This window comes from Bradyrhizobium sp. CB82 (genome assembly GCF_029714405.1).
Classification (GTDB): domain Bacteria; phylum Pseudomonadota; class Alphaproteobacteria; order Rhizobiales; family Xanthobacteraceae; genus Bradyrhizobium.
Genome location: NZ_CP121650.1, coordinates 5,442,415 through 5,467,098, shown reverse-complemented (window position 1 = coordinate 5,467,098; position 24,684 = coordinate 5,442,415). Strand labels below are relative to the sequence as shown.

Here is a 24,684-nt window from a genome sequence, read left to right as displayed (position 1 = left end):
CCGCGTCCTGACATTTGTAATCTGATCAGTATCTTACAGCTTCACCGCCAGCAGCACTGCGCCGGCGCCGATCATGGCGATGCCGAGCCAGCCCTGGGCGCTCGGACGCTCGCCGAGAAAGGCGAACGCGAACAGCGCCACCAGCACGACGCTGAGCTTGTCGATCGGTGCCACCAGCGTCGCCGGCCCGAGCTTCAGCGCGCGGAAATAGCACAGCCAGGATGCCCCGGTGGCGAGGCCAGACAGGATCAGGAACAGCCAGGTTCTTGACGAGATTGCCGACGGCACCGCGAATTGGCCGGTACCGAACAACAGCACTGAGAAAGCCAGCAGCACCACGATGGTGCGGATGAAGGTCGCAAGATCCGGGTTGATGTTCTCCACGCCAACCTTGGCGAATATCGCGGTCAGCGCGGCAAAGCAGGCGGAGAGCAACGCCCAGGTCTGCCAGGCGGAGAGGAGGGTGGATTTCATCGAAGACCTACGGGTTGGGACGGCGCGCTAGCACCGTCATTGCGAGGAGCGCAGCGACGAAGCAATCTGGAATCCTTCCCGCGGAGGCAATCTGGACTGCTTCGCTGCGCTGGCAATGACGAAGTGTGCTCACCGCGCCACCGGCAGCTTTTCCGCCATCGCCTTGCGCAGGATGCGTGACAGGGATTCGACTGAATACGGCTTCTGGATCAGCTCGAAGCCGCGATGGGCGCTTTCGGCGAGCACGTTGCTGTAGCCGGAGGTGAGCACCACCGGCAGGCCCGGATAGCGCTCGCGGATCACGCCGGCGAGCTCGACGCCGTTCATGCCGGGCATGATGACGTCGGAGAACACGAGATCGACGGCGAATTCGTTCTCGCCGAGGATCGCCAGCGCGGCGTTGGCGTTGGCGACACGGCGCACGACGTAGCCGAGGTCTTCGAGCAGCTCTGTGGAGAAGCGGCCGACGTCGTCATTGTCCTCGACCACCAGCACGCGGTAGCCACGCCCCGTGGTAGCGGGCTCGCTCAACAGCGATACTGCTTCCGCGGTCAGGGTGGGGCTCGGCGCCTGCGGCAGATAGATCGTGAAGGTCGCGCCGTGTCCGACGCGGCTCTCGACCGCGATGTCGCCTTCGGACTGCTTTGCGAAGCCGAAGGCCTGGCTGAGGCCGAGTCCGGTGCCCTTGCCGACCTCCTTTGTTGTGAAGAACGGCTCGAAGATCGCCTCGAGATTCTCTTGCGCGATGCCCGAGCCGGTGTCGTGGACCGAGATCGCGACGAAATCGCCGCTGCGGGCCGATTGCGTGCGCAAGGCAGGGATGCCCTTGAGCTTGCGGACCGCGATGGTCAGGCGGCCCTCGTCCTTCATCGCATCGCGTGCGTTGATCGCGAGGTTGATCAGCGCGGTCTCGAACTGCGCGATGTCGGCGATGGTGAAGCAGTCGGGATCGTGCACGTCGACCGCAATCTCGATGCGGCCGCCGACCAGCGGCCGCACCAGTTGCGCCACACTGTCGACCTGCGTGCCGACGTTGAAGACCTGCGGCTTCAAGGGCTGCCGCCGTGCAAAGGCCAGCAGCTGTGCCGTCAGGTTCGAGGCGCGCTCGACCGTCTCGGAGATCGCATCGACGTAGCGCCGCCGCCGTTCCTCTGGCAGCTCGCGCCGGCGCAAAAAATCGGTGGCCGAGCGGATGATGGTGAGGAGGTTGTTGAAATCATGCGCGACGCCGCCGGTGAGCTGGCCGATCGCCTCCATCTTCTGCGACTGCCGCAGCGCCTCCTCGCCGCGGCGCCGCTCGGTGATGTCGACGGCTTCGGGCACGGCGCCGGAGATCTTGCCGTGCTGGTCGAGCAGGGGGCGGATGCTGAAATCGAACCAACGCTCGCCGATGGGGAGGCGGAGCAGCATCTCCATCCGCACCGCTTCGCCCGTCAGGACCGTATCGAAGGCGTTGCGGACCATCCTGGACATGCCTTCGGTCGCGGCGAACCACGGCGTGTCCCAGAACGGCTTTCCGATGACGTCTCGCGGCGCGGCGCGGATGCCGGCGAGCGCCGTCGTATTGGCGTAGAGCACGTCGCCTTCGAGGTTGAGCAGGCCCTGGTACTGGTTGCTGGTTTCCAGGATCGCGCGCAGCCGGGCCTCGTTGGCTTCGAGCTGTGCGGTGCGCTCGGTGATGCGCTCTTCCAGCGTTTCGTTGAGCTGCCTGAGCTCGATCTCGGCTTGCTTGGCGGCGGTGATGTCGTGGGCGACGCCGATGAAGCCGATATGCTTGCCGTTGGGGTCCCAGCGCGGCTGGGATTCAGAGCGCAGCCAGCGCCACTGGCCGTCGGCGCGCCTGTAGCGCGCTTCCAGTACGAAGGGCTTTAGCGAGGCTTCGCCCTGCACGGATTGCTGCAGCACCTGGGGCAGGTCGTCCGGGTGCAGCACCTTGCGCCAGTCGAAATCGATCGCCTCCTCGAAGGGCAGGCCGAGGAAGTCGACATAGGCCCGGTTGGCGAAGGAGCGCTTGCGGTCGAGCTTGGTGACCCAGATCGGCACCGGGGCGCTGTCGGCGATCAGGCGGAAGCGTTCCTCACTCTCCCGTAACGTCGCCTGCGCCAGCATCTGGTCGGTGACGTCGAGGTCGGCGCCGACCAGCCGCACCGCGCGGCCGCTCGCATCGCGCTCGATCTTGCCGACGACGCGGATCCAGCGCACCTCGCCGTCGCTGGGGCGATTGATGCGGTAGGTGTCGGAATAATCTTCGCTCTCGCTCTTGAGAATGCCGAAGAGGTGCTGGACCGTCCGCTCGCGGTCGTCCGGGTGGATGCGACCGACCCAGTCTTCGTAGGTCTCGCTGGCCGCCTCCGGCGCCAGGCCGTGGATCAGCAGATATTCGGGGGTGCGGCGATTCCTGACGCCGCGGCGGAAATCGATCTCAAGGCCGCCGACGCCGGCAATGCGCTGGATGCGCGCAAGCTCGGCCTCGCGCTCCTGCAAGGCGCGATAGGCGTTGTCGCGCTCGCGGGCGATCTCCTCCAGATGCTGGCGCAGCCTTTCGGCGGCGATGGTTTCGGGCAAAGGATCGTTCAAGGCGTCGGGCCGGTGGTCAGGCGTGTGCGTGCCGGCGCCATACTCACATAGTCGCGGCGCCATGGCTATTGTTCCGGACGGAGAGAACACACAAAGACGTGCCCGCCCGGCCGCTTTGGTCGACCGTGCAAGATGCGACGGCCCGCCTTCGGGGCAATGCGGGCCACGCCGGCAACGTGCTGGTCTGGCAATTTGTTCCGGGAAGAGGAACGATCGTGATGCGGAGGCGTCGTCGCGGGCGTTGCGTTCTCATTGAAGAAAGAGGTTGGACCTTGAAGCTATTTGTCTGCCAGGCTTGCAGCAACGTCCTCTATTTCGAGAACCGCGCCTGCGAACGCTGCGGCCACCGGGTTGCCTTCCTCCCCGAGAAGGAGATGCTCTCCGCGATCGAGCCTGACGGGACGGCCTGGACGACGCTCGCCGACAAGGGCAGGGGCCGCATGCTGTGCGCCAATGCCGAGTTTGACGCCTGCAACTGGCTGACCGAGCCCGGCAGCAGCGATCTCTACTGTCGCGCCTGTCGGCACAACGGCACGGTGCCCGACCTGTCCGATCCAGCGCAGCTCGCCGGCTGGCGCGAACTCGAGGTGGCCAAACACCGGCTATTCTATTCGATTCTGCGCTGGAAGCTGCCGCTGACGACGCGGGCAGAGGATCCCGCGCACGGGCTGATCTTCAACTTCCTTGCCGATGATCCCTTCAGCGGCCAGCTGATCATGACCGGCCATGACAACGGCCTGATCACGATTGCGCTGACGGAAGCCAACGACATCGAGCGTGAGCGGCGCAGGCTCGAGATGGGCGAGCCATACCGGACGCTGCTCGGGCATTTCCGCCACGAGGTCGGGCACTATTTTTGGGACGTGCTGGTGCGGGATGGCGGCAAGCTCGACGAATTCCGCGCGATGTTCGGCGACGAACAGGTCGACTATAGGCAGGCGCTCCAGCGCCATTATGCGGAAGGGCCGCCGGCCGACTGGCAGCAGAACTATGTCTCCGCCTATGCGGCCACGCATCCTTGGGAGGATTTCGCAGAGACCTGGGCGCACTACCTCCACATCGTCGACACCCTGGAGATGGCCGCCGAGTTCGGCATGGAGGTGCGTCCCAGGATCGATCGGGACGGCGAGCTGACGGCGCGGATTCGCTTCAACCCCTATGCGGCGGCTGATGTCGAGAAGCTCGTCAACGCATGGCTGCCCTTCACCTTCGCCATCAACAGCGTCAACCGGGCGATGGGCGCCCGCGACCTCTATCCCTTCATCCTGTCACCGGCGGTGATCGGGAAGCTGGGCTTTGTCCACGAACTGGTGCGGGGCGCGGCCAAAGCCGGCAGTCCATAGGGGATCGATAAGGCAGGCTTTGGCATGGCGATAAGGCCGGCCGGTGTCGCTGGCACGCCAGGCGGAGTGCGGATTTAGACCGTTGCCTCCGGCCCATTTTGCTGTACCACGGACACATCACGGCCCGTCCCATCGGCCCGAACGGGCGAGGGAGGGGTCCCGCCCAAGGTCGAACAACCAAGAAAAGCATGTTCAAGCGCATTCTGATCGCCAATCGCGGCGAAATCGCCTGCCGGGTCATCAAGACTGCCCGCCGGATGGGAATTGAGACGGTCGCGGTTTATTCCGAGGCCGATCGCGATGCCCTGCATGTCGAGATGGCCGACGAGGCGGTCCTGATGGGTCCACCGGCCGCCGCGGAGAGCTACCTGGTGATCGAGAAGATCGTCGAGGCCTGCCGCAAGACGGGCGCGCAGGCAGTGCATCCCGGCTACGGCTTCCTGTCCGAGCGCGAGGCGTTTCCGCGCGCTCTGGAGGCGGCCGGCATCGTGTTCATCGGCCCGAACCCCGGCGCGATCGCGGCGATGGGCGACAAGATCGAATCCAAGAAGGCGGCCGCCAAGGCAAAAGTCTCGACCGTGCCCGGCTATCTCGGCGTCATCGAGGACGACAAGCACGCGGTGCGCATTGCCGACGAGATCGGCTATCCCGTGATGATCAAGGCGTCCGCCGGCGGCGGTGGCAAGGGCATGCGCATCGCGCATTCCAAGAGCGAGGTCGCCGAAGGCTTCAATCTGGCCAAAGCCGAAGCCAAGGCCTCGTTCGGCGACGATCGAGTGTTCGTCGAAAAATTCATCGTCGATCCCCGCCACATCGAGATCCAGGTGCTGGGCGACAAGCACGGCAACGTCATCCATCTCGGCGAGCGCGAGTGCTCGATCCAGCGCCGCAACCAGAAGGTCATCGAGGAGGCGCCGTCGCCGCTGCTCGACGAGACCACCCGCCGCAAGATGGGCGAGCAGGCGGTCGCGCTGGCGAAGGCGGTGAATTATGATTCCGCCGGCACCGTCGAATTCGTCGCGGGCCAGGACAAGAGTTTCTACTTCCTGGAGATGAACACCCGCCTCCAGGTCGAGCACCCCGTGACCGAGCTCGTCACCGGGATCGATCTCGTCGAGCAGATGATCCGGGTGGCCGCCGGGGAAAAGCTTGCCATCGCGCAGAAGGACGTTGCGCTCACGGGATGGGCGGTGGAATCGCGTCTCTACGCCGAAGACCCCTTCCGCAACTTCCTGCCCTCGATCGGGAGGCTCGTGAAATACCGCCCGCCGGCGGAGCTCAGTAAGGACGGCATCACGGTGCGCAACGACACCGGCGTGCAGGAGGGCGGCGAGATCTCGATCCACTACGATCCGATGATCGCCAAGCTCGTCACCCATGCGCCCTCGCGCGCCGCCGCCATCGAGGCGCAGGCGACCGCGCTCGATGCGTTCTATGTCGACGGCATCCGTCACAACATTCCCTTCCTCTCCGCGCTGATGAACCATCCGCGCTGGCGCGAAGGGCGGTTGTCGACCGGCTTCATCGCCGAGGAGTTTCCAAAGGGTTTTTCGGCGCGCGCGCCTGAAGGCGAGGTCGCGCGGCGGATCGCCGCCGTCGGCGCCGCCATCGATCACGTGCTCGGAGAGCGCAAGCGGCAGATTTCCGGCCAGCTCGGCGGCCGCGTCGTGCAGCGCGAGCGCCGCCGCGCGGTGTGGCTCAACCGCGAGGACATCGCACTCGAGATCGCGCGCGAAGGCGAGGCGATCGCGGTGCGTTTCCTCGATGCCGAGGGCAAGGCAGGGAGCGCCCACCTCCTGGAGTCGCCGTGGAAGCCGGGCGAGCCGGTCTGGCAGGGCACGATCGACGGCCACTTCATCGCCGTGCAGGTGCGTCCCATTCCGAACGGTGTTCGGCTCGCCCATCAGGGCGTCGAGGTACCGGTCTATGTCTGGACCGAGACGGAAGCATCTTCCGCGCGGCTGATGCCGGTGACCACGGCCTCCGACACCGGCAAGAAGCTGCTCTGTCCGATGCCCGGGCTCGTCGTCTCGATCACCGTCGCTGAAGGGCAGGAGGTCAAGGCCGGCGAGACGCTTGCGGTCGTCGAAGCCATGAAGATGCAGAACGTGCTGCGCGCCGAGCGCGACGGCACGGTGAAGAAGATCCACGCCAGCGCCGGCGCCACGCTGGCGGTGGACGCGCTGATCCTGGAGTTTGCATAGCGGCCCGGTAAAGGCGCTAGACCCTCACCTGAGGAGCGCGCTCTCAGCGCGCGTCTCGAAGGGCGAGGCCGAGAGCCGGGCCTCCATCCTTCGAGACGCGCGTTCCGCGCTCCCCAGGATGAGGGGACGGCATTCTGGATTGCTTCGCTTCGCTCGCAATGACGGAGTATGTTGCAGCGGCGTCGCAACAGTTGAGACAGCACCATGGCCTTTCGTTCCCGCCGCGAAAAACTGCGATCGATCCTCGCGGGGCAGGGCTGCGTCCGCCCCGGCTCGGTCTATGACGCGATCTCGATCCGCATCGCCGAGGATCTCGGCTTTCCCCTTGGCATGTTCGGCGGCTCGGTGGCCTCGCTCGCCGTTCTCGGCGATCCCGACATCGCGCTGATCACGCTCACGGAACTTGCCGAGCAGATGCGGCGAATGTCGCGGGCCTCCGCGCTGCCGGTGCTGGTGGACGCCGATCACGGCTATGGCAACGCCCTCAACGTCCGCCGCACGGTGCAGGAGCTGGAGGCAGCGGGCTGCGCCGGCCTCACCATCGAGGACACGCTGCTGCCGCCGGCCTTTGGCGAGGCGAAGACGCAGCTCATCTCTCTGGAAGAGGGCGTCGGCAAGATGAAGGCGGCGCTCGATGGCCGCAGCGATTCCTCGCTCGTCATCATGGGCCGCACGGGTGCTGCCGCGATCACCTCGCTCGAGGACACCATCAAGCGTGCGCAGGCCTATGAGGCAACCGGCGTCGACGCGCTGTTCTTCACCGGCATCAAGTCGCGCGCCGAGCTCGAGGCGATCGCAACGGCGACGCGCCTGCCGATCGTGCTGGGCGGTGCGCCGGACGAAGTGAACGCTCTCGACTATCTCGCCGGCCAGCGCATCCGCATCGCGCTGCAAGGCCACGCGCCGATCGCTGCGGCAACGCAGGCGGTCTACGACACGCTGAAGGCGCTGCGCGAGGGGACACCGCCGAAAAACCTCAGAGGTCTCGCATCGCCAGAGCTGACGGGCCGCATCACGCGCGAGGCCGACGTGAAAGCGCGCAGCGCCGATTTGCTCGGGTTGAAGCAATGACCCGGGCCATCCTCCAGGTCATGATCCGCGGCCGCGTGCAGGGCGTCGGCTATCGCGCCTGGGTCGAATACCAGGCGAGCGCGAGCGGGCTGGAAGGCTGGGTGCGCAACCGGCGCGACGGCAGCGTGGAGGCGCTGTTTGCGGGAGCGCCGACCCGCGTCGCCGAAATGGTGGCGTTGTGCCGGCACGGTCCGCCGTCCTCGCGCGTTGACGACGTCACCAGCGAGACCGCGGACGAGGACGACTTGAACCTGCGGCGGGCAGGGGAGGCGTTCTCGGTGCTGCCGACCGTGTAGGTGTGCTCCCTCGCCCTTTTCTTACGTCGTCCTACGGGGAGAGGGCTGGGGACGAGGACGTTGACGAATCGCTTCGCGATCGACGACTTCTCCTCGCAAGCGGGGCAAGGTGAAAAGAAGTCACCGCGGCAGCTTGGCGATGGCGTCGCTGAGCTCGTGGATCTCGTAGGGCTTGCGCAGGATCGGAAAATCGCCGCGTACGTCGGCGGCGGCGTCGCTGTAGCCGGTCGCGAGCAGGATCGGCAGGCCGGGGCGAATCTGGCGCAGACGATGGGCGAGGGTGAGGCCATCCATCTTGCCGGGCATCACGATGTCGGAGAACACGAAATCGACGCCGTCTTGCTCGACCTCGCGCAGCGCCTCCTCGGCATCCGCCACGCGGCGCACGCGATAGCCAAGTTGCTCCAGCAGCCCGGTGCTGACCAGGGCGACGTCCGGATTGTCCTCGACCAGCAGCACGGTTCCGCTGCCGCGCGAGGGCGCGATGGCCGCTTCGCGTTGTGGTTCACTCATCTCGCGCGGCAGAAGAATGGTGAATGTCGTGCCCCTGCCGAGCTCGCTGTCCACCTTCACGGTGCCGCCGGCCTGGTGGGCAAAGCCGTGCACCTGCGACAGGCCGAGCCCGGTGCCCTTGCCGACCGGCTTGGTCGTGAAGAACGGCTCGAAGATCTTATCGAGCACGTCGGAGGGCATGCCGAGGCCGGTGTCGGCAACTTTGATGGCCACGAACTCGCCGACGAGGAGCGGTTCGGACAGCACCACGTTGTGCGCGCCGATCGTCACGGTGCCGCCGTCGGGCATCGCGTCGCGCGCATTGATCACGAGGTTGAGTAGCGCCGTCTCGAGCTCGGACACGTCGGCCCTGATCGGCCAGATATCGCGGTCGATGTCGAAGGTGAGCCGCACGGGGCTGCCGACGCCGGCATGGAGGACCTCGCGGATGGCCTTGATCCGCTCGCCGAAATGGATCGCTTGGGGATTGACGCTCTGCCGCCGGGCAAAGGTCAGCAGCTGGGCCGTCAGCGCGGCGCCGCGCTTCGTGGCCGTATCGATTGCAGAAATCGCACGCTCCCGCTTGGCGTCCTGCTCGGTGCCCCGTTTGAGAACGTGAAGGCTGCCGCTGATGATCATCAGCAGGTTGTTGAAGTCATGCGCGACGCCGCCAGTGAGCTGGCCGAGCGCGTCGAACTTCTGGGACTCTGCGAGCTGCTTCTGCATCGCCTCGAGCTTGAGCTGGGCATTGCGGCGTTCGGTGATGTCGCGGGTGATCTTTGCAAAGCCGATGAGATTGCCGTCCTCGTAGATCGGATCGATCACGACGCTCGCCCAGAAGAAGGTACCGTCCTTGCGGACGCGCCAGCCTTCCTCCTCGTAGCGGCCCTGTTCCCGTGCGATTCTCAGCGCGCGCGCGGGCTTGCCGTTGGCGCGGTCGATTTCGGTGTAGAAGCGCGAGAAATGCTGGCCGACGATCTCCTCGGGCGAATAGCCCTTGATGCGCTGACCGCCGATGTTCCAGCTGGTGATGATGCCGGTGGGGTCGAGCATATAGAGGGCGTAGTCCGCAACCCCCTCAACCAACAGCCTGAAACTACGTTCGCTATCGAACAAGTCTCTCTGCTGTTTGAACTTTTGCGCCATTCTGGACCCCGCCTCGACGGGGACAAACGCCTCGCGCCGACCTTTGTTCCGCCGCCTGAGCTCTTTTTAGGCAGACGTCGGGAACAGTATGCAAGAGCAGAGACGCTCAGGCGACCCTTGCAGGCGACAGCTGCGCCGAACTTTTCAAGGAGAATTCCCATGCCCCTGATCGCCGTGTCCTATGCGACCTCCCGCCAGTCGCCCTCGCTCAAGGCCGACATCGCGAATGCCGTGTCCGAGCTCACCGCAAAGGTCCTGCACAAGGATCCCAAGGTCACGGCCATCATCGTGAAATCGGTCGACGCCAACGACTGGTTCGCCGGCGACAAGTCGCTCGCCGAGCAGCAGCTCGCAAGCTACTGGATCGACATCCATGTCTCCGAGGGCACCAGCACAAAGGACGAGAAGGCCGCCTATCTCGCCGCGATGTTCGAGCGCATGGCCGAGATTTTGGGCCCGCTGCACCACGAGACGTACCTGCATGTTGACGAGGTGAGGGGCGATGCCTACGGCTTCGGCGGCCTCACCCAGGAGCGCCGCTACATCGCGGGCAAGCTCGCGGTCGCGCCGGACCGTGTGGCGGCTTAGAGCATGATCCGGAAAAGTGTGAAACGGTTTTCCCTCGCGACCAACGCGGAACGCGTTTGCGCGGAGATCATGCTCAAACAATAACCTCAAGCGCGATGAGGATTCATCTCAATCCCATCGCGCTTTAGCGCTTGTTTCGCACACCAGGGTCGCGGGTGAACGGCTCACCCGCGACCTGAACCGGGATCTTCAGCCCGCCGCCCGGAATTGAACTTCGGCATTGTTCAGGAAGCACGTCTTGTCGAACAGCATCAGGTCCAGCGGGTTCGGAGGCGTGGGCGGCACCGCAATCAAGCATAGCTGAATCGTCGCTTGCGGAGAACAAGCGCGGCCGGTGCAGCGCGCAGCCGCCTAAACGGTTGCCTCCGGCAGCAGCGCCGCGGTCGGCCCGAACAGCTCCTCAAAAGCCTGCCGCAGCGCGACGTCGACGTCGGTCATCGTGACGAGGTGGCCGAGGTCGACCAGCGAGGTGACGCCGTAGCGGGGATCGACGACGCCGCAAGGCACGATCCCCGAGAAATGCGACAGGTCCGGCTCGACGTTGATGGCGATGCCGTGGAACGACACCCAGCGCCTCAGCCGCACGCCGATCGCGGCAATCTTGTCCTCATGGCCCGGTCCCTTGTCCGGCCGCTTCACCCAGACGCCGACCCGGTCCTCGCGCCGCTCGCCGCGGACGTTGAAGGCATCGAGCGTGCGCAGGATCAATTCCTCCAGGCTCGCGACATAGGCCCGAACGTCCGGCCGGCGGCGCTTGAGGTCGAGCATCACATAGGCCACCCGCTGGCCGGGCCCGTGATAGGTCACTTGCCCGCCGCGCCCCGCGGCGAAGGCGGGAAAGCGCGGATCGAGCAGGTCGGAGGCCTTGGCGGAGGTGCCGGAGGTATAGAGCGGGGGGTGCTCCAGGAGCCACACCAGTTCCGGCGCTTCGCCGGCGGCAATCGCCGCAACCCGTGCCTCCATGGCCGCCACAGCCTCGGGATAGGGCACCGGGGCGTCCGAGATCCGCCACTCCACGGGCTGGCCCGAGGAGGCGGAAAACGGCGTCAAATCGAGGTCTTGGCGGTTGTTTTCGGGCCCGTTAACCATTGGCTAACCATAACGTGGTGATCATCGCAGGCGCAAATGCGAAAGTCTCTAGTTGCGGCGGTGCTGACGTGCCCACTCTCGATAAAGTCTCCGTGGATCTCATGGTCGTCCTCGGGACGACAACCATGCCGATCCATCAGGTATTACGTCTTTCCCGCGGCGCCATCATCGAACTGGACGCAACCGAGGCCGACGAGGTCAAGGTTTTGGCCAATAATCTGCCGGTGGCCAGTGGCGTCGTGCTGGTCGACCGCAACCGGATCGCGGTCGAGGTCAAGCAGATGCTGCCGCGCTCGCCCGGGACCCGGTGACCGGCCGGGCGAGGGGCGAAACTTTCCTCAGAAGCTTGTGGAATTTGCGGCCTCTGCAGGCTTGTACCCCCCTGATGGATTTGTTAGATCGGCGCCGGTTGATCCGGCCGGCGCGAGCCCAAAGCCGGCTTCTTAAAGCGCTCGTGGCGGAACTGGTAGACGCGCTGCCTTGAGGTGGCAGTTCTTAACCGAGTGGGGGTTCGAGTCCCTCCGAGCGCACCAACCCTTGTTTCCCAGTTTCTAAGACCATTGGGAGCTGGCACGGGCCTTCAGGCGGTGCTCAGCCATATTCGTCGCCGACCCCATACTCCTTGTAGATCTCGAGCGGATCGATGTCGGGGAACAGGCGGCATTTGGCTTGGGCGAGGTGCAGGCTGACGGTCGCCGGCTCCTTGCCGCTGGCGAGTATCTTGCGGATGTCGTCCATATGCGCGCGGGGCTGGTGCTTTGGCGCGAGCTGCTCCAGCGCGACCAGCGCGGTTGCCAGCGCCTCGGTGAGCACCCATTCGTCGTGGCCCGTGATTCCCTTCTTCGGCATCGGCAGACCCCACATCATCTAGAGCGTCATCCGGAAAAGTGTGAAGCGGTTTTCCCTCGCGACAAACGCGGAACGCGTTTGCACGGAGATCATGCTCAAACAACAACCCCAGGCGCGATGACGATTGATCTTGATCGGATCGCGCTTTGGCAAAGTATGGTGGCAAACGTAGTGTAACGCGACTTCTGCTGAATCTCCATTGGGTCGATGCGACCGCCATCGTCGGCGCGCGGCTTCGCGGCAAGCCGCCTTGCGCTCTCTTGCATTATGGCCAAGCGCAGCTAAAAGGCGCACTCGCGCCTCCCCGGCCAGCGCCCGCGCGGGCACTCTTAATCTTGGCAACGCAATGTTGGCGTAGACCAGCACCCACCGCGTTCCAGGCCGGCCGTTCCGGCTTGCCTCAACTTCTCTGCAATTCGCAACGTCGCACGGTCGCGCCGCCCTTCGCTGGAGCCAGCATGGTCTTTCTAAGCTTCGTCTATCGCTTCGTGACCAACTTCGCGTTCCTGGCGATGGTCTATTTCAGCCTGAACTTCATGGAGAAGTACCCGAACCGCGCGATCCTCGCGATTCTCGTGCTGGTCTACACCGGCATGCGTGCGGCCTCGACGCTGCGCGCGTTCTATTTTTATCAGAAGATCGAGAAGCTGGAAGGCGAGACGCGGCGCCTGCAGGCGCCGATCAATGACGGCAGCGGCGGAACCAATGCGCGCAAGCAGATCGTCATCGACGTGGCGCGGCTGCGCCGCGACGGCGAGCTCAAGTCCTATATGGACCTGTTCTTCCTGGCGCTGATCGTGCTGCTGTGCGTCGCCGCCATCATGCGACAGTAGGCGACGTGTAAGACTTACTGCTGCCGCTTCTTCAGGCTCGCGAGCTTTGTCGGGCGCGCCGCGCTTGCCATGGTCTGCCCATGCTTGCCACCATGCGCGGCGACCGCCGCGGCCCGGCCGCGAGTCCTTGCACCCCTTGACGAGATCGCATCGGCGGCGTTGGCGTGCGCCAGCCGCGTCGCGACATGACGCGAAGCCGTCGTGGCCAGCAGCACCTCGAGCGAGCCTTCCTTGATCTCGAAAAGGTCCCGGCTCGGAACGGGCAGGCTTTCCGCGCCGGCCTTCGCGACGCCCCAGTGCGACACGGTCGCCTGGCTCGGCAGCTCGGCATTCAGATCCGACAGCAGCGGGGTCCGCAATGTTTCGCTCCGTGCGAAGACGAAGCTCGGAATCGCCGGCCAGCGCACTGCGGCCACGTTCTCGCTCGGCCGATGCAGCAGCCACTCGACCGGCTCGGTCGGCGTCGCCGGTCGGTCGGCAGTGGCGGGGACTACGTGCACGATGCGATAGCCGCGCGCCTTCAACTCGCGGATGATCTTGGGCAGCGCCGCGACCGTGCGTGGCTGGATGTCGTGCAGGAGCAGGATGCCCTTGCCCTTGGCCTCCAGCCGCTGGATGGCAAGCTGGTAGACGCGCTCGGGCGAGACATGCCGCCAGTCGTCGGCCGGAAAATCGGCGCTCCAGACCTGGATGCCGCGCGAGGCGAGCAGGTTCTCCACGCCCTCGGCGCGGAGCAGGCCGGGAATGCGGAAGAAGGGGGCGAGCGCGGATGGATCGGTCATCGCCGCGGTGACCGAGGCGATGCCGGCATCGATCTCGGCCTGCGCCTTCTCGATCGGCATCTTCTCGAAGGTGAGCGGATGACTAAAGCTATGCGTGCCGACGGTGTGGCCGGCGGCGACCAGCTTGCGCACGCCTTCAGGGTTTGCCTGGGCCTGCTTGCCGATCGTGAAGAAGGTTGCCTTGATGCACTCATTGGCCAGGATCTGGAGCACCTGGTTCGAGTATTTCGGCAGCGGCCCGTCGTCGAAGGTGAGGACCACCTCGTGGTCCCTGAGCGGCAGTGTTTCCCGGTACTGCATCGTGCCGATGCGCGGATGTTCGCGGGGGTCGACCACGATCGTGCGCGAGGTGCCGAGCGCGTCGGGATGGCCGGGACAGTCGGCCCCGAGCGCAGCGGCGGGGGCAGCGGCCAAAAGTCCGAGGCAGACGATCCATGGCCGCGTCCGGCTGGAAACTTGACGACCGATCATTTCTCCGTCTGCCCTCGTACGCGGTCCGCGACTTAAGGAAAAATCCACGCGCTCCGAACATTGGTCGGAGCCTGCCTGAAACGGTTCAGGCGCGGCCCACAGCCCATTTTTGCATGGCCTAGCATGAACGGAGGCTTAATTGCCCCGCGATCACCCCATTTTGGGCCGCCGTGACATTCCGGCATCAATGCGCATCGGCGCTCTTTTGGGCCGCCGCTGGAACAATGTGAACGACGTGGTAGCCATTGTCGTGCAAGTAGCGCAGGAAGGCGGGCATCATGGCCGCGGTTCGCGCCTGCGCGTCGTGCAACAGGATGATACCCTTCTTGGCGGTCTCGAGCCGCTCCGTGACCTTCTTCAATTCCTGTTCCGGGGTTATGTCCTCCCAGTCACTGGCCCAAAGGTCTGCCCCGAACACGGCAATCCCGCGCGATTGCAGGAGATCGAGCGTCGCGGGCGTCGAGTCGAAATAGGGAAAACGAAAGAACGGCGTCGATGGCGTGCGGGTCGCCACGCCGTTGAGCGCCTTCTCGTCGGCCTCGATCCCGCGGTCGATATCCTCTTTTGCTCGTTCGAACGAGATCTTCGACGACATTGGATGCGACCAGCTGTGATGAGCCACCGTGTGGCCCTCAGCAGCGATCCGCTTGACCAGCGCCGGAGACTCCGCCGACGATTGGCCGACCAGGAAGAAAGTGGCGCGCACGCACTCGTGCGCCAGCGCCGCCAGCACCTTCTGCGTGTGGGGAGGCCGGGGGCCGTCATCGAAGGTCAGCACGACCTCATGGTCGGCGAGCGGCAGGGTCTGCGGAAAGCTCTTCAGCCCGACCCGCGGATAGATCTTGGCATCGACGCCGAGCACGCGCGCGGTGCCGAGCGCATCATGGCGCGGGCAGTCGGCAGCATTCGCCGCCGTGATGCCGGCAAGCATCGCCGTCGCGGCGGCGAGCAGGGGCCATTGGTGCAGACACATCTTTGTCATTGCGCTCGATGTTGCCTTGTGACTATTGCCTGAACTCCAGCTCAGACCAATTGATCCATCCTGTCAAACGGCGAGGCGCGCCATGGACGAACAAATGGACGTTGCCGCATCCGCTGAGGCCTCGGTCCTCGACCATGTTCCCATGCGCAACGAAGATGGCGAAATTCGTCACGAATTCGTCGCGGAGATCGCACGGGCCATCGAAGCCTCAGACAGCGCACCACTGCGGGCCATCGTCGCGGAACTGCACGAGGCGGACCTTGGCGACCTCATCGCGGCCCTCGAGCCCGATGACCGCGTCCGGCTTGTCGAGCTGACGGGGCGCGATTTCGACTTCTCTGCCCTGAACGAGGTCGACGAAGCCGTACGCGATGAGATCCTCGAGGAGCTGCCGCCGGAGACGGTCGCCGAGGGTGTCCGCGAGCTCGAATCCGACGACGCCGTCGAGCTGCTCGAGACCCTCGATGAGGCGGATCAGGAGGAGATCCTGGAGAAGCTGCCGCTGCCCGAGCGCGTCGCGCTCGAGCGCAGCCTGCTTTATCCGGAAAACTCCGCTGGCCGGCGGATGCAGACCAAGTTCATCGCGGTGCCCCAGGATTTCACCGTGGGCCAGGCGATCGACTACATGCGCGAGACGCCCGATCTGCCGGACCGCTTCTACGAGATCTACGTCGTCGACAAGGACCAGCACTGGCAGGGCGCTGTTCCGCTCGACGTGCTCCTGCGCGCCCGCCGCCCGGTGCCGCTCACGGACCTCTGCGACGAGGATCGCCGCCGCGTCTCCGTCCTGGAGGACCAGGAGGAAGTGGCGCGCATGTTCGGCAAGTACAATCTGGTTGCCGCGCCCGTCGTCGATACCCAGGATCGCCTGGTCGGCGTCGTCACCGTCGACGACGTCGTCGACGTTATCGAAGAGGAGGCGGACGAGGACCTCAAGGCGCTCGGCGGCGTCACCAGCGACGAGGAACTGTCCGACAGCGTGCTGACCATTGCACGCGCCCGATTCAACTGGCTCCTGGTCAATCTCGCCACCGCCTTCCTCGCCTCTTCCGTGCTAGGCCTGTTCGAGGGCCAGCTCGAAAAGATGGTGGCGCTCGCCGTGCTGGCGCCGATCGTGGCGAGCCAGGGCGGCAACGCCGCGACCCAGACCATGACGGTCGCGGTGCGGGCGCTCGCCACCCGCGAGCTCGGCTCCTCCAATGCCTGGCGCGTGGTGATGCGCGAGATCTTCGTCGGTCTCGTCAATGGCCTCGCCTTTGCGGTGATCACGGGTATTGCCGCGGTGGCCTGGTTCAAGATCCCGGGCCTCGGCATGGTCATCGGGCTTGCGATCATCTGCAACCTCGTCGCTGGCGCGCTCGGCGGCATTCTGATCCCGATGGGGCTCGAGCGGGTGCGGGCCGATCCCGCGGTCGCCTCCGGCACTTTCGTCACGACGGTGACCGACGTCGTCGGCTTCTTCTCCTTCCTCGGCATTGCGACCTTGTGGTTCGGGCTGAAATAGGCCGCGCCCGCGGGGCTATCGTTAATCCGAACTTAAGCCGCTTCACCCATGATTGCCGTGCTTGGGGATGAACATGCGGTTGCGGCTGAAAGCGGACGGACGGATCGTCGAGTTGCGGGACGGGCAGGAGTTTCCACTCCAGCACGAAACCGGCCCGCTTGCCGTGCGTGACCTGCGCCGCCGCGCCTGTCTCACCCAGATGGAGTTCGCCGCAAAACTCGGCGTGCCCGTCGAGACCATCCGCAACTGGGAGCAGGGTAAGCGCGCGCCGCGCGGACCTGCACGGGCGCTGCTCGCGGTGATCGCGCATGCGCCCGACACGGTGTTCCAGGCGCTCGCCAAGGTCTGAGAATAAGTTGTTGCCAAGGGCCGGTTGAGCTCACCTCGGTATCGCCGGTTGCCTCGGTTGGCAGCTGCGTGCGCGGGGTCCATAATTCGACCGGGGCGAGCGAGAGGATTCCTCATGCTGTTCGTCGAGGCCAATGGTGCAAGCATTCCGGCGCTCGGGCTCGGGACCTGGGAGCTGAGCGGCCGAACCTGCGCGCGCGTGGTGGAGCAGGCGCTGCGGCTCGGCTACCGCCATGTCGATACAGCGCAGGTCTACGACAATGAGCGCGAGGTCGGCGACGGTGTTCGCGCCTCCGGTGTGCGCCGCGACGACGTCTTCATCACCACGAAGGTCTGGACCAATCATTTCGCGCCTCACGATCTCGAGCGCTCGGTCAAGGAGAGCCTGGTCAAGCTGCGGCTGCCGTCGGTCGATCTGTTGCTGCTGCACTGGCCCAATCCGCACGTGCCGCTTAGCGAGACGCTCGGCGCGCTGGCGCATGCCAAGCGGCTCGGGCTGACGCGGAATATCGGCGTCTCCAACTTCACGGTGGCGCTGATCGAAGAGGCGGTCGCCGCCTGTCCCGAGCCGCTGGTCTGCGATCAGGTCGAATTTCATCCCTATCTCGATCAGACCAAGGTGAGGGCGGCCTGCGAGCAGCACGGCCTTGCGCTCGTCGCCTACAGCCCGATCGCCAAGGGGCGCGTTAAGGGCGACGAGACGCTGGGCAAGATCGGACGGGCCCATCGGAAGACGGCCGCGCAGGTTTGCCTGCGCTGGCTGGTGCAGCAGAACGTCGTCGCGATCCCGCGCACGTCCCGCGTCGAACGCCTGTCGGAAAATATCGAGATCTTCGATTTCGAATTGTCGGCCGAAGAGATGAGCCAGATTGCCGCCCTCGCCAGCCCTAGGGGCCGGCTGACCGATTTCGGCTTTGCGCCGAAATGGGATTGAGGAGCCGCGCCCATATGCTAGAGCATGATCCGGAAAAGCGCGAAGCGGTTTTCCCTCGCGACAAACGCGAAGTGTTTGCGCGGAGATCAGGCTCGAACAACTACCCAAAGCGCGATGACGATTCATCCCAATCTCATCGCGCTTTAGCCTTACTGCGTCATAAACGCTCTAACTCCTCATCCTGAGAGCTTGCCAATCTTTCTCGTTTTGCGTGGTCATCGAAGGATGTGGCAGTTCCTCGTCGTGGCAACGCGTGGGCTGGGCGGCTGTGGCGAGGTTGGGGGATGTCGATGAACGCTCCTCTATGCGCTAGCGAGGCGGTTGCCTTGCAGGATGTTGTTGGCGAGGGCGTACCAGAGCACGACGGCGCGGACCTTTTCGAGGCCGCGCACGGTCAATTGGCGCAGGTCCCAGTTGCGCCAGCGGGCATGTATGCACTCGCAAATCGACCGGGGCTTGTATCGGGCCTTGCCCTCTTCGCTCGCCATGCGCGCACGCCAGGCCAACACCCCCGGGCCGTCGCCGCGTCGCGGTAGATGGGGATCGGTGCCGTGCTTGGATTGAGTGGGCGGGCAAAAGATATCGATGCCCTCGGCGTGCGCCCACTCGATGTCCTCGGCACTGCCAAAGCCGCCATCGACGAGATGGTCCTTGGGCAACCCGCCAGGACGCGCGCGCTGCCGCTCCAGCATGGGCCGCATCAGGCCGCGGTCGGACCCGGTGTTGCAGACCTTGATGTCAACGACGATCGGCTGGCCGGCGGCACTCGTCACCTGCACGTTGTAGGCGGGGCGGAAGCCGCCGTCGGCCATCTTCATGACCCGTGCGTCGGCGTCCGTCGTGGAGGCCCGCGGCTCTTTCGGCTTCTTGCCGTTGCCGCGCTTTTCTTCGCGCTCCTTGCGCTGCTGCTTGATTTCGGCGAGCGCCGTCTGCGCCGCTTTGACGCGCGCTCTGCGCTCACGCGCGGCGCGCTCCTTGGCGGCCTTCATGCGCTGATTGCTAGCATCCGAACGAGCGTCAACCTCGCGTTTGAGGTCTTCCACCACCGCCTCAGCCAAGGCCAGGTGCCGATCGAGCGTCGCCTCCCGCCGGAACGAAGCGGCCCCGGCGCTGGCCCGGACCCGAACACCGTCCTGCGCCAGCGTTTCCAGATTGACGAGGCCGACCTTCGCCAGCACCGCCAAATGCTCGCAAAGCAGCCGGTCGAGCAGGTCGGCGCAACCGACCCGGAAGTCCGCCAGCGTGTGATGGTTCACCGACACCCCGCCACACAGCCAACGATAGGCGTCATGGCTCTCGCAAAGCCGCTCCAACGCGCGCGCGCTGCCGACGCCCTCGCTGGTGGCATAGAGCCACAGCGCCAGCAAAAGCCGCGGCGATGTCGCGGGGTGACCGGGCCGATCGCCCCGCGCCTTGATCCGGTTCTCCAGCTCACTCAGGTCGAGTTCCTCGACATAGGACCAGATCAGGCGCACCGGATGGTCTTCCCCGATCAGGCTCTCGATATCCACTGCTCGCAACTCGATTTGATCGCGTTGGGGCTCACGAAGTCGCGGCGCTGCGAGCGGCGCCGCACCGGCTTGCGGCTTTGCCTGCTCCGGCAGATCCCCAAACAATTCATCAGCGGCCATCATCCCTCCTGCGAATCCATCACCGCAAGAGAATCACACAGCACCAGCTTTCGGCTATACCGCTTGCGAGCAGTCAAAAAGATTCACAGCCTCTGAGGAGCTTGCGAAGCAAGCGTCTCGAAGGATGTGGGCCACAGGCGGGGCCTCATGGTTCGAGACGCGCTTCGCGCTCCTCACCATGAGGGTTAGTGACACAGTAAGGTTAGGACCATGGGTGACAACCGAAGTTGGGCCATGGATTGGCAGCGGATCATACGGACGGACATTGCGGCCTCAGCCGTCATGCACCTGACGCTGGTTGCGCTGATCGTCCTGATCAGCGAGGTGCATCCGTTCCAAGCCCCGCTGAGCGACACGGTCGCCGTCGACATCGTCACGCCGGAGGAGCTGAAGCAGAAGGTGCCCGAGCCGACTCCGTCGCCGCAGCTTTCGCTGCCCGAACTGACCGCGAAGGACAAGGCGGAGGTGTCAGCGCCGCCGTCACCTCCACAGCCGCAACCAGCACAGCAGCCATCGCCACAGCCGGCGCCACAGGCCTCGCCCCGGCCGCAGCCTTCACCGCAGCCGGCGCCGGCCAAGCGCGAGGCGAATGCGCGGCCTCCGCCACAACCCACGCCCCAGGCGCCGAGCTACACGCCGCCGGAGCCCGACGTCACCATCAAATACGGTGTGATGCTGGGGCTGCCGGCTGAATTGTCGCCTTCGCCGAAGGACGCCTCCAAGGACAATGCGGGCGGCGCGGCGGATTCCGAGGCGGCCAAGCTTCCGGCCAGCGTCATCGCCGAATTCCGCCGTCACCTGCGAAGTTGCGCAAAGCTGCCTGATACGATCGCGCCGTCCGACAACGTGCACATCAAGATGCGCACCTTCATGACGACCGACGGCCAGCTCGCCACCGTCCCCGCGCTGATCGAAGCCAGCGCATCGCCCGCCAAGGGCCTTGCCCTGATGCAGGCCGCCAAGGCCGCGCTGCAGGCCTGCCAGCCCTACACCATGCTGCCGGCCGACAAGTACGAGGAGTGGAAGGTGTTGGACCTCACCTTCACGCCGAAGGATTTTGGAGCGCCGTAATTTTGTCGGCGCGCGACAACTCCATCTCTCCGTGGTTCAACCGGCCGATCGGATCGCAACCAAACGCCTCAAGTGACGGGATTCGTCTCGAACAGCGACCCGCCATCCAAAAGTGCTCGCTGTTCCGCGTCACTCAGGCGCAACGCGTTAAGACCGCGCCGCGTCGCTTATCAAGCTGGACTCTCAGCTGAGGGGCTTGTGAAAAGCACAAGCGTCGAAAGCAGCTGACCCGGGTAGTTCGCTGAGCTGGGCCTACTTCGCACGGGCGCAAATGGCTGCCCTGCACATCGCGCCATGATCGTCTTTTACACCTGATTTGCCCGACGTGTCAAATAATTTCGTAAAATACGAAGGGCATCGTCGGCCGTCCCCGACTCCTTTGCATGGGGTTGTTTTTCAAATTTGCTGCCGGCAGCCGTCCGCGCGCGACGTTACGCTCGCAATGATGGGGTGGCGAGGGGCGTCCTTAAAGATTAGAGAGGACGCTTGAGCGCATCCTTGTCTCCGACAGTCTCCGGCGCCATCGCGGCCCACGCGCTGGATGCAAATTGCCGCCGCCACGTCACGATCACCACTGCGGCCGTCGTCACGAACAACACCCAGGGGCTGACGAACCAGCCGAGATAGCCGAGCGCGAAGAAGAAGGCGCGCTGGCCGCGATTGAAGTGACGCCCGGCGGCCTCGAACAGGCGCGTGGTGCGGATCACATGGGCTTCGGCCTCTCTCGTATCGCGCTGGGAAGCCGGCGGCATGCTGCCGAACAGGATCGCGACATAGTTGAACAGGCGATAGGCCCAGGCGAACTTGAAGAAGGCGTAGACGCAGATCAAGACAAGGCCGACGCATTTCAGCTCCCACAGCGCGGGCGAGGGACTGAGATCGACCGGCAGGCTGCTCAGGATGACGAGCGCATCATTGGTCGCGCGCAGCAGCGCCAGCGCGCCGCCGATCGCGAACAGGCTCGTGGAGGCGAAGAAGGCGGTGCCGTTCTGGAGCGAGGCCATGATCTGCATGTCGACCATGCGCGCCTCGCGGTCGAGCAGGCGGCGCACCCAGACTTCGCGGTAGCGGTTCATGCGTGCCGACAAGCTGTCGCGGCCGTAGGCCGAGTGCTCCAGCGTGATGCCGTAGACCAGCCATTCAAACACGAAGAAGCCGACCGCGGCGACGTCGACCCAGTATCCGCTCATTGTGATCCCCTCGTTGCCGGCAGGATTGCCATGCATGTTCGGCCGCGGCAACGATTGATTGCGTGCAAGCGATGGCGTTAAAAGCAGCGGACTTAATGGACCAGCATTGGGAAGGACCAGTCTCATGGCGCTGAAGCTCGCGATCGGCAACAAGAATTACTCGTCATGGTCGATGCGGCCCTGGCTCGCGCTGCGCGCCAACGACATCCCGTTCGAGGAGGTCGTGATCCCGCTCTACACCGACAATCCCGCCGACAAGCAGCGGATTATGTCGTTCAGCCGCGCCGGCAAGGTGCCGGTGCTGGTCGACGGCGACGTCACGGTGTGGGATTCGCTCAGTATCATCGAATACATCGCCGAACGCTTTCCGGAAGTGAAGCTGTGGCCGGACGACGTCGCGGCGCGCGCGCATGCCCGTTCGGTGTGCGCCGAGATGCATTCCGGTTTTGTGCCGCTGCGGAGCGAATGCGGCATGAACATACATCGCCCGATACGTCCCGTGACGCTCTCGGCGGATGCGCAAGCCAACGTCGCGCGCGTGCAGCAGATCTGGCAGGAATGCCGCGAGCGTTACGGCGCCGGAGGGCCGTTCCTGTTCGGCCGGTTTGGAGCGGCGGATGCGATGTTCGCACCCGTCGTGCACCGCTTGCGCACCTATGCGATCGAGGTCACGCCGCAGTCGAAAACCTATATGGAGACGATGCTGGCGCAGCCCGCATTCGCGGAATGGACGCGCGACGCGCTCGCCGAAACGCTCATCATCGAAAAGTTCGAGACCGCATAGACGGGATCGCGCAGACGGGATTGTGATTGGGCCTGGCTTGACGGCGGCCCGGGCGCCGGCGCTCAATCGCATCCGGAGCAGCGCATCTGGCGCAAGGGGAGGGACTGGCCATGGGAATTCTGGACTCGCTGGAAAACAACCCTGCGTTCCGCAGCGCGCTCGGCCAGCTCGGCGCCGCGGTGCTGCCTGCCGTGCTGAATGAGGTGCTCGGCAGCAACAATCAGGGCGGGCTCGGCGCCATCGTCGCCAAGCTCGAGCAGGCGGGGTTCGGTGATCAGGTGAGGTCCTGGCTTGGCAACGGTCAGAACCTGCCGATCTCGGCCGACCAGCTCCGCCAGGTTCTCGGCAACGACACGGTCAGGCAGCTTGCCGCGCGCTACAACATCCCGGTCGACCAGCTCAGCCAGATCCTGGCCCAGGAGCTGCCCAAGGCCGTGGATCAGGCGAGCCCCGACGGAAAGCTGCCCCACGGCGCCTGAGGCCGTCGGCGATTCGCGATTCCGGACGGTATCACTGGCGGGCGCTCTGACCGCTATCGTGCTGAAAGGATTACCAAAATCATACGTTTGCCACAGTGGCATAGCGCTGGCCAAGAAGGCCGGCCGCGTGCTATATACCGCGCCGGGTTTCCGGCCGGCCGCCGCAGCGGGACACGTGGGCGCGGCAGGCGTTGTTTGAGTGATGGAGAGGGTGTTGAAGCACAAATTCCCCGTGGGCGCGCGCGTCCTTTTCACGGCCAGCAATATCGCGCGCCCGGCTGCCAGTGGTACCTACGAGGTCATCCGCCTGCTGCCGACCGAAGGCGACGATTGTCAGTATCGGATCAAGAGCTCGACCGAAGCCTTCGAACGGGTTGCCAAGGAAAGCCAGCTCGCCCTGTCCTGACGGTACGCAAGGGTGGGATGATGAATTGGATGTCGTCTCGCCGTCAAAAGGCCCGGTACAAGTCAACATGGTGAGCGGGCTGCTCCCGCTTCGCGGGCAGTTACCATCACTGAATTTGATCTCGGCTCGCGTGAGGGGACGTCGCGCATGAACTGGGCATGGGCCAATTCGCTCGACCAAATCTGGCGCTCGCCGGGCTTTCCGATGTGGCTGACGCTGGCGGCTGCCGGCTTCTTCGGCCTGATCCTTTTGATCACGCTGCTGCGCGCCGAGCGATCGGTCGCCAACGGGGCGCTGACCGTCATCACGCTGCTCGCGATCGGCATCGCAGGTGCGGCGACCATTCGCGCCTACGGACCTAGTGCGGAAGGTCCCGCGAGCGAAACCCGCGCACAGCCAGTGACGACCGCCGCGCTGCCCGCGCTGTCCTGCATCGACGATCTGGCCGGCGACACCGTTCTGGCCGCCTGCGAGAAGGCGCTGTTCGGCTCGCCTGAAGCGGTCGCCGCCGCGGTTTCCTACACCGCGGCCCAGATCAGTCGGCTGACCGCGCTCGGCGATGTCGCTGCTGTCGGCAAGAGCCCGACCCCGGAACTCAAGGCGTTGCGACGCGCCATCGAGCGCGATCGCTATGGCCTCGTCGCGCAGGTGCTGGTTGCCCGCGAAGGCTGCACACAATTCGACTGCGCCGCGTTCCGCTCGCTGACGGATCAGCAACAGATCGCCGCCAATATGGATGGCCATGTCTATGACGGGCTGGTCGCGCGCTATGCCCCCACCTGGAATGCGCCGCCAACGCCGATGCCCGGCGCAATCGCCGGGCTGCCGTCGTCGGTTCCGACCGGCAAGCCGACCAATGCCGAATTTCCGAGTGCCGCATCGACGCCGGCCGTGAGCATCATGGCGCCGGAACCGCCCGCACGCTCGGCGCCGTCCGGAACCACCGCAGCGCCGGCTGCACCGCGCGCACCTGCTGCTGCGACCTCGGCGCAGGCCTCCGCGCCTTCGCCAGCGGCGAAGAAGCAGCCGGCTCCGAAGGCTGCGCGCGTACCTGCGCCGGTTCAAATCGCGCCGGTCGCCCAGCCTGCACCGGCGCCGGCCCCGGCCCCCGCAGCTGCGGATAACAACTAGTTGAGCATT

24 protein-coding genes, 1 tRNA gene and 1 pseudogene are annotated in these 24,684 nt (G+C 65.2%); 16 read left to right on the top strand and 10 right to left on the bottom strand.

Annotated elements, in window-relative coordinates:
• Positions 1–33 precede the first annotated feature (33 nt).
• Positions 34–474, bottom strand: a complete 441-nt coding sequence (locus QA640_RS26690; protein ID WP_283035879.1) for an EamA family transporter — start codon at positions 472–474, stop codon at positions 34–36.
• Positions 475–603: 129 nt separating this feature from the next.
• Positions 604–3,114: a PAS domain S-box protein gene (locus QA640_RS26685; protein WP_283035878.1), complete on the bottom strand. Its 2,511-nt coding sequence runs from the start codon at positions 3,112–3,114 to the stop codon at positions 604–606.
• A 209-nt stretch (positions 3,115–3,323) separates the two neighbouring features.
• On the opposite strand from QA640_RS26685, the gene QA640_RS26680 reads away from it, so the two are divergent.
• From QA640_RS26680 to QA640_RS26665, 4 genes are all read left to right on the top strand, one after another.
• Complete coding sequence (locus tag QA640_RS26680; RefSeq protein WP_283035877.1) at positions 3,324–4,394, top strand: putative zinc-binding peptidase; 1,071 nt, start codon at positions 3,324–3,326, stop codon at positions 4,392–4,394.
• Positions 4,395–4,582: 188 nt separating this feature from the next.
• On the top strand, positions 4,583–6,598 hold the full coding sequence (locus tag QA640_RS26675; RefSeq protein WP_283035876.1) for an acetyl/propionyl/methylcrotonyl-CoA carboxylase subunit alpha: 2,016 nt from the start codon (positions 4,583–4,585) through the stop codon (positions 6,596–6,598).
• Between the two features lie 204 nt (positions 6,599–6,802).
• A complete protein-coding gene (locus tag QA640_RS26670) occupies positions 6,803–7,669 on the top strand; it encodes an isocitrate lyase/PEP mutase family protein (protein ID WP_283035875.1) in 867 nt (288 codons plus the stop codon).
• Positions 7,666–7,965 carry an acylphosphatase gene (locus QA640_RS26665; protein WP_283035874.1) on the top strand — a complete coding sequence of 100 codons (300 nt, stop codon included), beginning with the start codon at positions 7,666–7,668 and terminating at the stop codon, positions 7,963–7,965. The genes QA640_RS26670 and QA640_RS26665 overlap by 4 nt, the downstream gene beginning before the upstream one ends.
• 120 nt (positions 7,966–8,085) lie before the next feature.
• On the opposite strand, the gene QA640_RS26660 is transcribed toward QA640_RS26665, so the two are convergent.
• The gene (locus QA640_RS26660) at positions 8,086–9,603 is read right to left on the bottom strand and encodes a PAS domain-containing sensor histidine kinase (RefSeq protein WP_283035873.1); all 1,518 of its coding nucleotides are present in this window, start codon (positions 9,601–9,603) and stop codon (positions 8,086–8,088) included.
• A gap of 159 nt (positions 9,604–9,762) precedes the next feature.
• Between QA640_RS26660 and QA640_RS26655 the strand changes: the two genes are divergently transcribed.
• Positions 9,763–10,191 carry a 4-oxalocrotonate tautomerase family protein gene (locus QA640_RS26655; RefSeq protein ID WP_283035872.1) on the top strand — a complete coding sequence of 143 codons (429 nt, stop codon included), beginning with the start codon at positions 9,763–9,765 and terminating at the stop codon, positions 10,189–10,191.
• Positions 10,192–10,380: 189 nt separating this feature from the next.
• Here the strand turns inward: QA640_RS26655 and QA640_RS48375 are convergent.
• Both QA640_RS48375 and lipB read right to left on the bottom strand, forming a co-directional pair.
• Positions 10,381–10,461 (bottom strand): annotated as a pseudogene (locus QA640_RS48375) (DNA helicase); the annotation flags it as partial.
• A gap of 81 nt (positions 10,462–10,542) precedes the next feature.
• A complete protein-coding gene (gene lipB, locus QA640_RS26650) occupies positions 10,543–11,280 on the bottom strand; it encodes a lipoyl(octanoyl) transferase LipB (protein ID WP_283035871.1) in 738 nt (245 codons plus the stop codon).
• A 68-nt stretch (positions 11,281–11,348) separates the two neighbouring features.
• Here lipB and QA640_RS26645 point away from each other — a divergent pair, with 68 nt between their 5' ends.
• Positions 11,349–11,591, top strand: coding sequence for a FliM/FliN family flagellar motor switch protein (locus tag QA640_RS26645; protein WP_283042900.1), 243 nt, complete (start codon positions 11,349–11,351; stop codon positions 11,589–11,591).
• Positions 11,592–11,728: 137 nt separating this feature from the next.
• Positions 11,729–11,813: transfer RNA gene (locus tag QA640_RS26640), tRNA-Leu, on the top strand.
• A gap of 58 nt (positions 11,814–11,871) precedes the next feature.
• Here the strand turns inward: QA640_RS26640 and QA640_RS26635 are convergent.
• Complete coding sequence (locus QA640_RS26635) at positions 11,872–12,144, bottom strand: hypothetical protein (protein ID WP_283042899.1); 273 nt, start codon at positions 12,142–12,144, stop codon at positions 11,872–11,874.
• Positions 12,145–12,587: 443 nt separating this feature from the next.
• On the opposite strand from QA640_RS26635, the gene QA640_RS26630 reads away from it, so the two are divergent.
• Positions 12,588–12,962, top strand: a complete 375-nt coding sequence (locus QA640_RS26630; RefSeq protein ID WP_283035870.1) for a hypothetical protein — start codon at positions 12,588–12,590, stop codon at positions 12,960–12,962.
• Positions 12,963–12,976: 14 nt separating this feature from the next.
• Here the strand turns inward: QA640_RS26630 and QA640_RS26625 are convergent, their stop codons facing one another.
• The gene (locus QA640_RS26625) at positions 12,977–14,215 is read right to left on the bottom strand and encodes a polysaccharide deacetylase family protein (protein WP_283035869.1); all 1,239 of its coding nucleotides are present in this window, start codon (positions 14,213–14,215) and stop codon (positions 12,977–12,979) included.
• 184 nt (positions 14,216–14,399) lie between these two features.
• Positions 14,400–15,197, bottom strand: coding sequence for a polysaccharide deacetylase family protein (locus tag QA640_RS26620; RefSeq protein WP_283035868.1), 798 nt, complete (start codon positions 15,195–15,197; stop codon positions 14,400–14,402).
• Positions 15,198–15,279: 82 nt separating this feature from the next.
• On the opposite strand from QA640_RS26620, the gene mgtE reads away from it, so the two are divergent.
• From mgtE to QA640_RS26605, 3 genes are all read left to right on the top strand, one after another.
• Positions 15,280–16,701 (top strand): magnesium transporter, encoded by a 1,422-nt coding sequence (gene mgtE / locus QA640_RS26615; RefSeq protein WP_283035867.1) that lies wholly within the window; start codon positions 15,280–15,282, stop codon positions 16,699–16,701.
• Between the two features lie 67 nt (positions 16,702–16,768).
• On the top strand, positions 16,769–17,050 hold the full coding sequence (locus tag QA640_RS26610) for a helix-turn-helix domain-containing protein (RefSeq protein WP_283035866.1): 282 nt from the start codon (positions 16,769–16,771) through the stop codon (positions 17,048–17,050).
• Positions 17,051–17,164: 114 nt separating this feature from the next.
• Complete coding sequence (locus tag QA640_RS26605; RefSeq protein ID WP_283035865.1) at positions 17,165–17,983, top strand: aldo/keto reductase; 819 nt, start codon at positions 17,165–17,167, stop codon at positions 17,981–17,983.
• Between the two features lie 302 nt (positions 17,984–18,285).
• Here QA640_RS26605 and QA640_RS26600 read toward each other — a convergent pair whose 3' ends face one another.
• Positions 18,286–19,617, bottom strand: a complete 1,332-nt coding sequence (locus QA640_RS26600; protein WP_283035864.1) for an IS1182 family transposase — start codon at positions 19,615–19,617, stop codon at positions 18,286–18,288.
• A 231-nt stretch (positions 19,618–19,848) separates the two neighbouring features.
• On the opposite strand from QA640_RS26600, the gene QA640_RS26595 reads away from it, so the two are divergent.
• Positions 19,849–20,685, top strand: a complete 837-nt coding sequence (locus tag QA640_RS26595; RefSeq protein ID WP_283042898.1) for a hypothetical protein — start codon at positions 19,849–19,851, stop codon at positions 20,683–20,685.
• A 473-nt stretch (positions 20,686–21,158) separates the two neighbouring features.
• On the opposite strand, the gene QA640_RS26590 is transcribed toward QA640_RS26595, so the two are convergent.
• A complete protein-coding gene (locus QA640_RS26590) occupies positions 21,159–21,875 on the bottom strand; it encodes a DUF599 domain-containing protein (protein ID WP_283035863.1) in 717 nt (238 codons plus the stop codon).
• 124 nt (positions 21,876–21,999) lie between these two features.
• On the opposite strand from QA640_RS26590, the gene QA640_RS26585 reads away from it, so the two are divergent.
• From QA640_RS26585 to QA640_RS26570, 4 genes are all read left to right on the top strand, one after another.
• Positions 22,000–22,659 carry a glutathione S-transferase family protein gene (locus QA640_RS26585; protein WP_283035862.1) on the top strand — a complete coding sequence of 220 codons (660 nt, stop codon included), beginning with the start codon at positions 22,000–22,002 and terminating at the stop codon, positions 22,657–22,659.
• 110 nt (positions 22,660–22,769) lie between these two features.
• Positions 22,770–23,138: a YidB family protein gene (locus QA640_RS26580; RefSeq protein WP_283035861.1), complete on the top strand. Its 369-nt coding sequence runs from the start codon at positions 22,770–22,772 to the stop codon at positions 23,136–23,138.
• Positions 23,139–23,340: 202 nt separating this feature from the next.
• On the top strand, positions 23,341–23,544 hold the full coding sequence (locus tag QA640_RS26575; protein WP_156944292.1) for a hypothetical protein: 204 nt from the start codon (positions 23,341–23,343) through the stop codon (positions 23,542–23,544).
• 147 nt (positions 23,545–23,691) lie between these two features.
• Complete coding sequence (locus QA640_RS26570; protein ID WP_283035860.1) at positions 23,692–24,675, top strand: hypothetical protein; 984 nt, start codon at positions 23,692–23,694, stop codon at positions 24,673–24,675.
• Positions 24,676–24,684 lie beyond the last annotated feature (9 nt).

Bases quoted from the DNA above. Each gene is read 5' to 3' on its own strand.
- QA640_RS26690 (WP_283035879.1), bottom strand. From the start codon at position 474: ATGAAATCCACCCTCCTCTCCGCCTGGCAGACCTGGGCGTTGCTCTCC.
- QA640_RS26685 (WP_283035878.1), bottom strand. From the start codon at position 3,114: ATGGCGCCGCGACTATGTGAGTATGGCGCCGGCACGCACACGCCTGAC.
- QA640_RS26675 (WP_283035876.1), top strand. From the start codon at position 4,583: ATGTTCAAGCGCATTCTGATCGCCAATCGCGGCGAAATCGCCTGCCGG.
- QA640_RS26670 (WP_283035875.1), top strand. From the start codon at position 6,803: ATGGCCTTTCGTTCCCGCCGCGAAAAACTGCGATCGATCCTCGCGGGG.
- QA640_RS26665 (WP_283035874.1), top strand. From the start codon at position 7,666: ATGACCCGGGCCATCCTCCAGGTCATGATCCGCGGCCGCGTGCAGGGC.
- QA640_RS26660 (WP_283035873.1), bottom strand. From the start codon at position 9,603: ATGGCGCAAAAGTTCAAACAGCAGAGAGACTTGTTCGATAGCGAACGT.
- QA640_RS26655 (WP_283035872.1), top strand. From the start codon at position 9,763: ATGCCCCTGATCGCCGTGTCCTATGCGACCTCCCGCCAGTCGCCCTCG.
- lipB (WP_283035871.1), bottom strand. From the start codon at position 11,280: ATGGTTAACGGGCCCGAAAACAACCGCCAAGACCTCGATTTGACGCCG.
- QA640_RS26635 (WP_283042899.1), bottom strand. From the start codon at position 12,144: ATGTGGGGTCTGCCGATGCCGAAGAAGGGAATCACGGGCCACGACGAA.
- QA640_RS26630 (WP_283035870.1), top strand. From the start codon at position 12,588: ATGGTCTTTCTAAGCTTCGTCTATCGCTTCGTGACCAACTTCGCGTTC.
- QA640_RS26625 (WP_283035869.1), bottom strand. From the start codon at position 14,215: ATGATCGGTCGTCAAGTTTCCAGCCGGACGCGGCCATGGATCGTCTGC.
- QA640_RS26620 (WP_283035868.1), bottom strand. From the start codon at position 15,197: ATGACAAAGATGTGTCTGCACCAATGGCCCCTGCTCGCCGCCGCGACG.
- mgtE (WP_283035867.1), top strand. From the start codon at position 15,280: ATGGACGAACAAATGGACGTTGCCGCATCCGCTGAGGCCTCGGTCCTC.
- QA640_RS26610 (WP_283035866.1), top strand. From the start codon at position 16,769: ATGAACATGCGGTTGCGGCTGAAAGCGGACGGACGGATCGTCGAGTTG.
- QA640_RS26605 (WP_283035865.1), top strand. From the start codon at position 17,165: ATGCTGTTCGTCGAGGCCAATGGTGCAAGCATTCCGGCGCTCGGGCTC.
- QA640_RS26600 (WP_283035864.1), bottom strand. From the start codon at position 19,617: ATGATGGCCGCTGATGAATTGTTTGGGGATCTGCCGGAGCAGGCAAAG.
- QA640_RS26595 (WP_283042898.1), top strand. From the start codon at position 19,849: ATGGATTGGCAGCGGATCATACGGACGGACATTGCGGCCTCAGCCGTC.
- QA640_RS26590 (WP_283035863.1), bottom strand. From the start codon at position 21,875: ATGAGCGGATACTGGGTCGACGTCGCCGCGGTCGGCTTCTTCGTGTTT.
- QA640_RS26585 (WP_283035862.1), top strand. From the start codon at position 22,000: ATGGCGCTGAAGCTCGCGATCGGCAACAAGAATTACTCGTCATGGTCG.
- QA640_RS26580 (WP_283035861.1), top strand. From the start codon at position 22,770: ATGGGAATTCTGGACTCGCTGGAAAACAACCCTGCGTTCCGCAGCGCG.
- QA640_RS26575 (WP_156944292.1), top strand. From the start codon at position 23,341: ATGGAGAGGGTGTTGAAGCACAAATTCCCCGTGGGCGCGCGCGTCCTT.
- QA640_RS26570 (WP_283035860.1), top strand. From the start codon at position 23,692: ATGAACTGGGCATGGGCCAATTCGCTCGACCAAATCTGGCGCTCGCCG.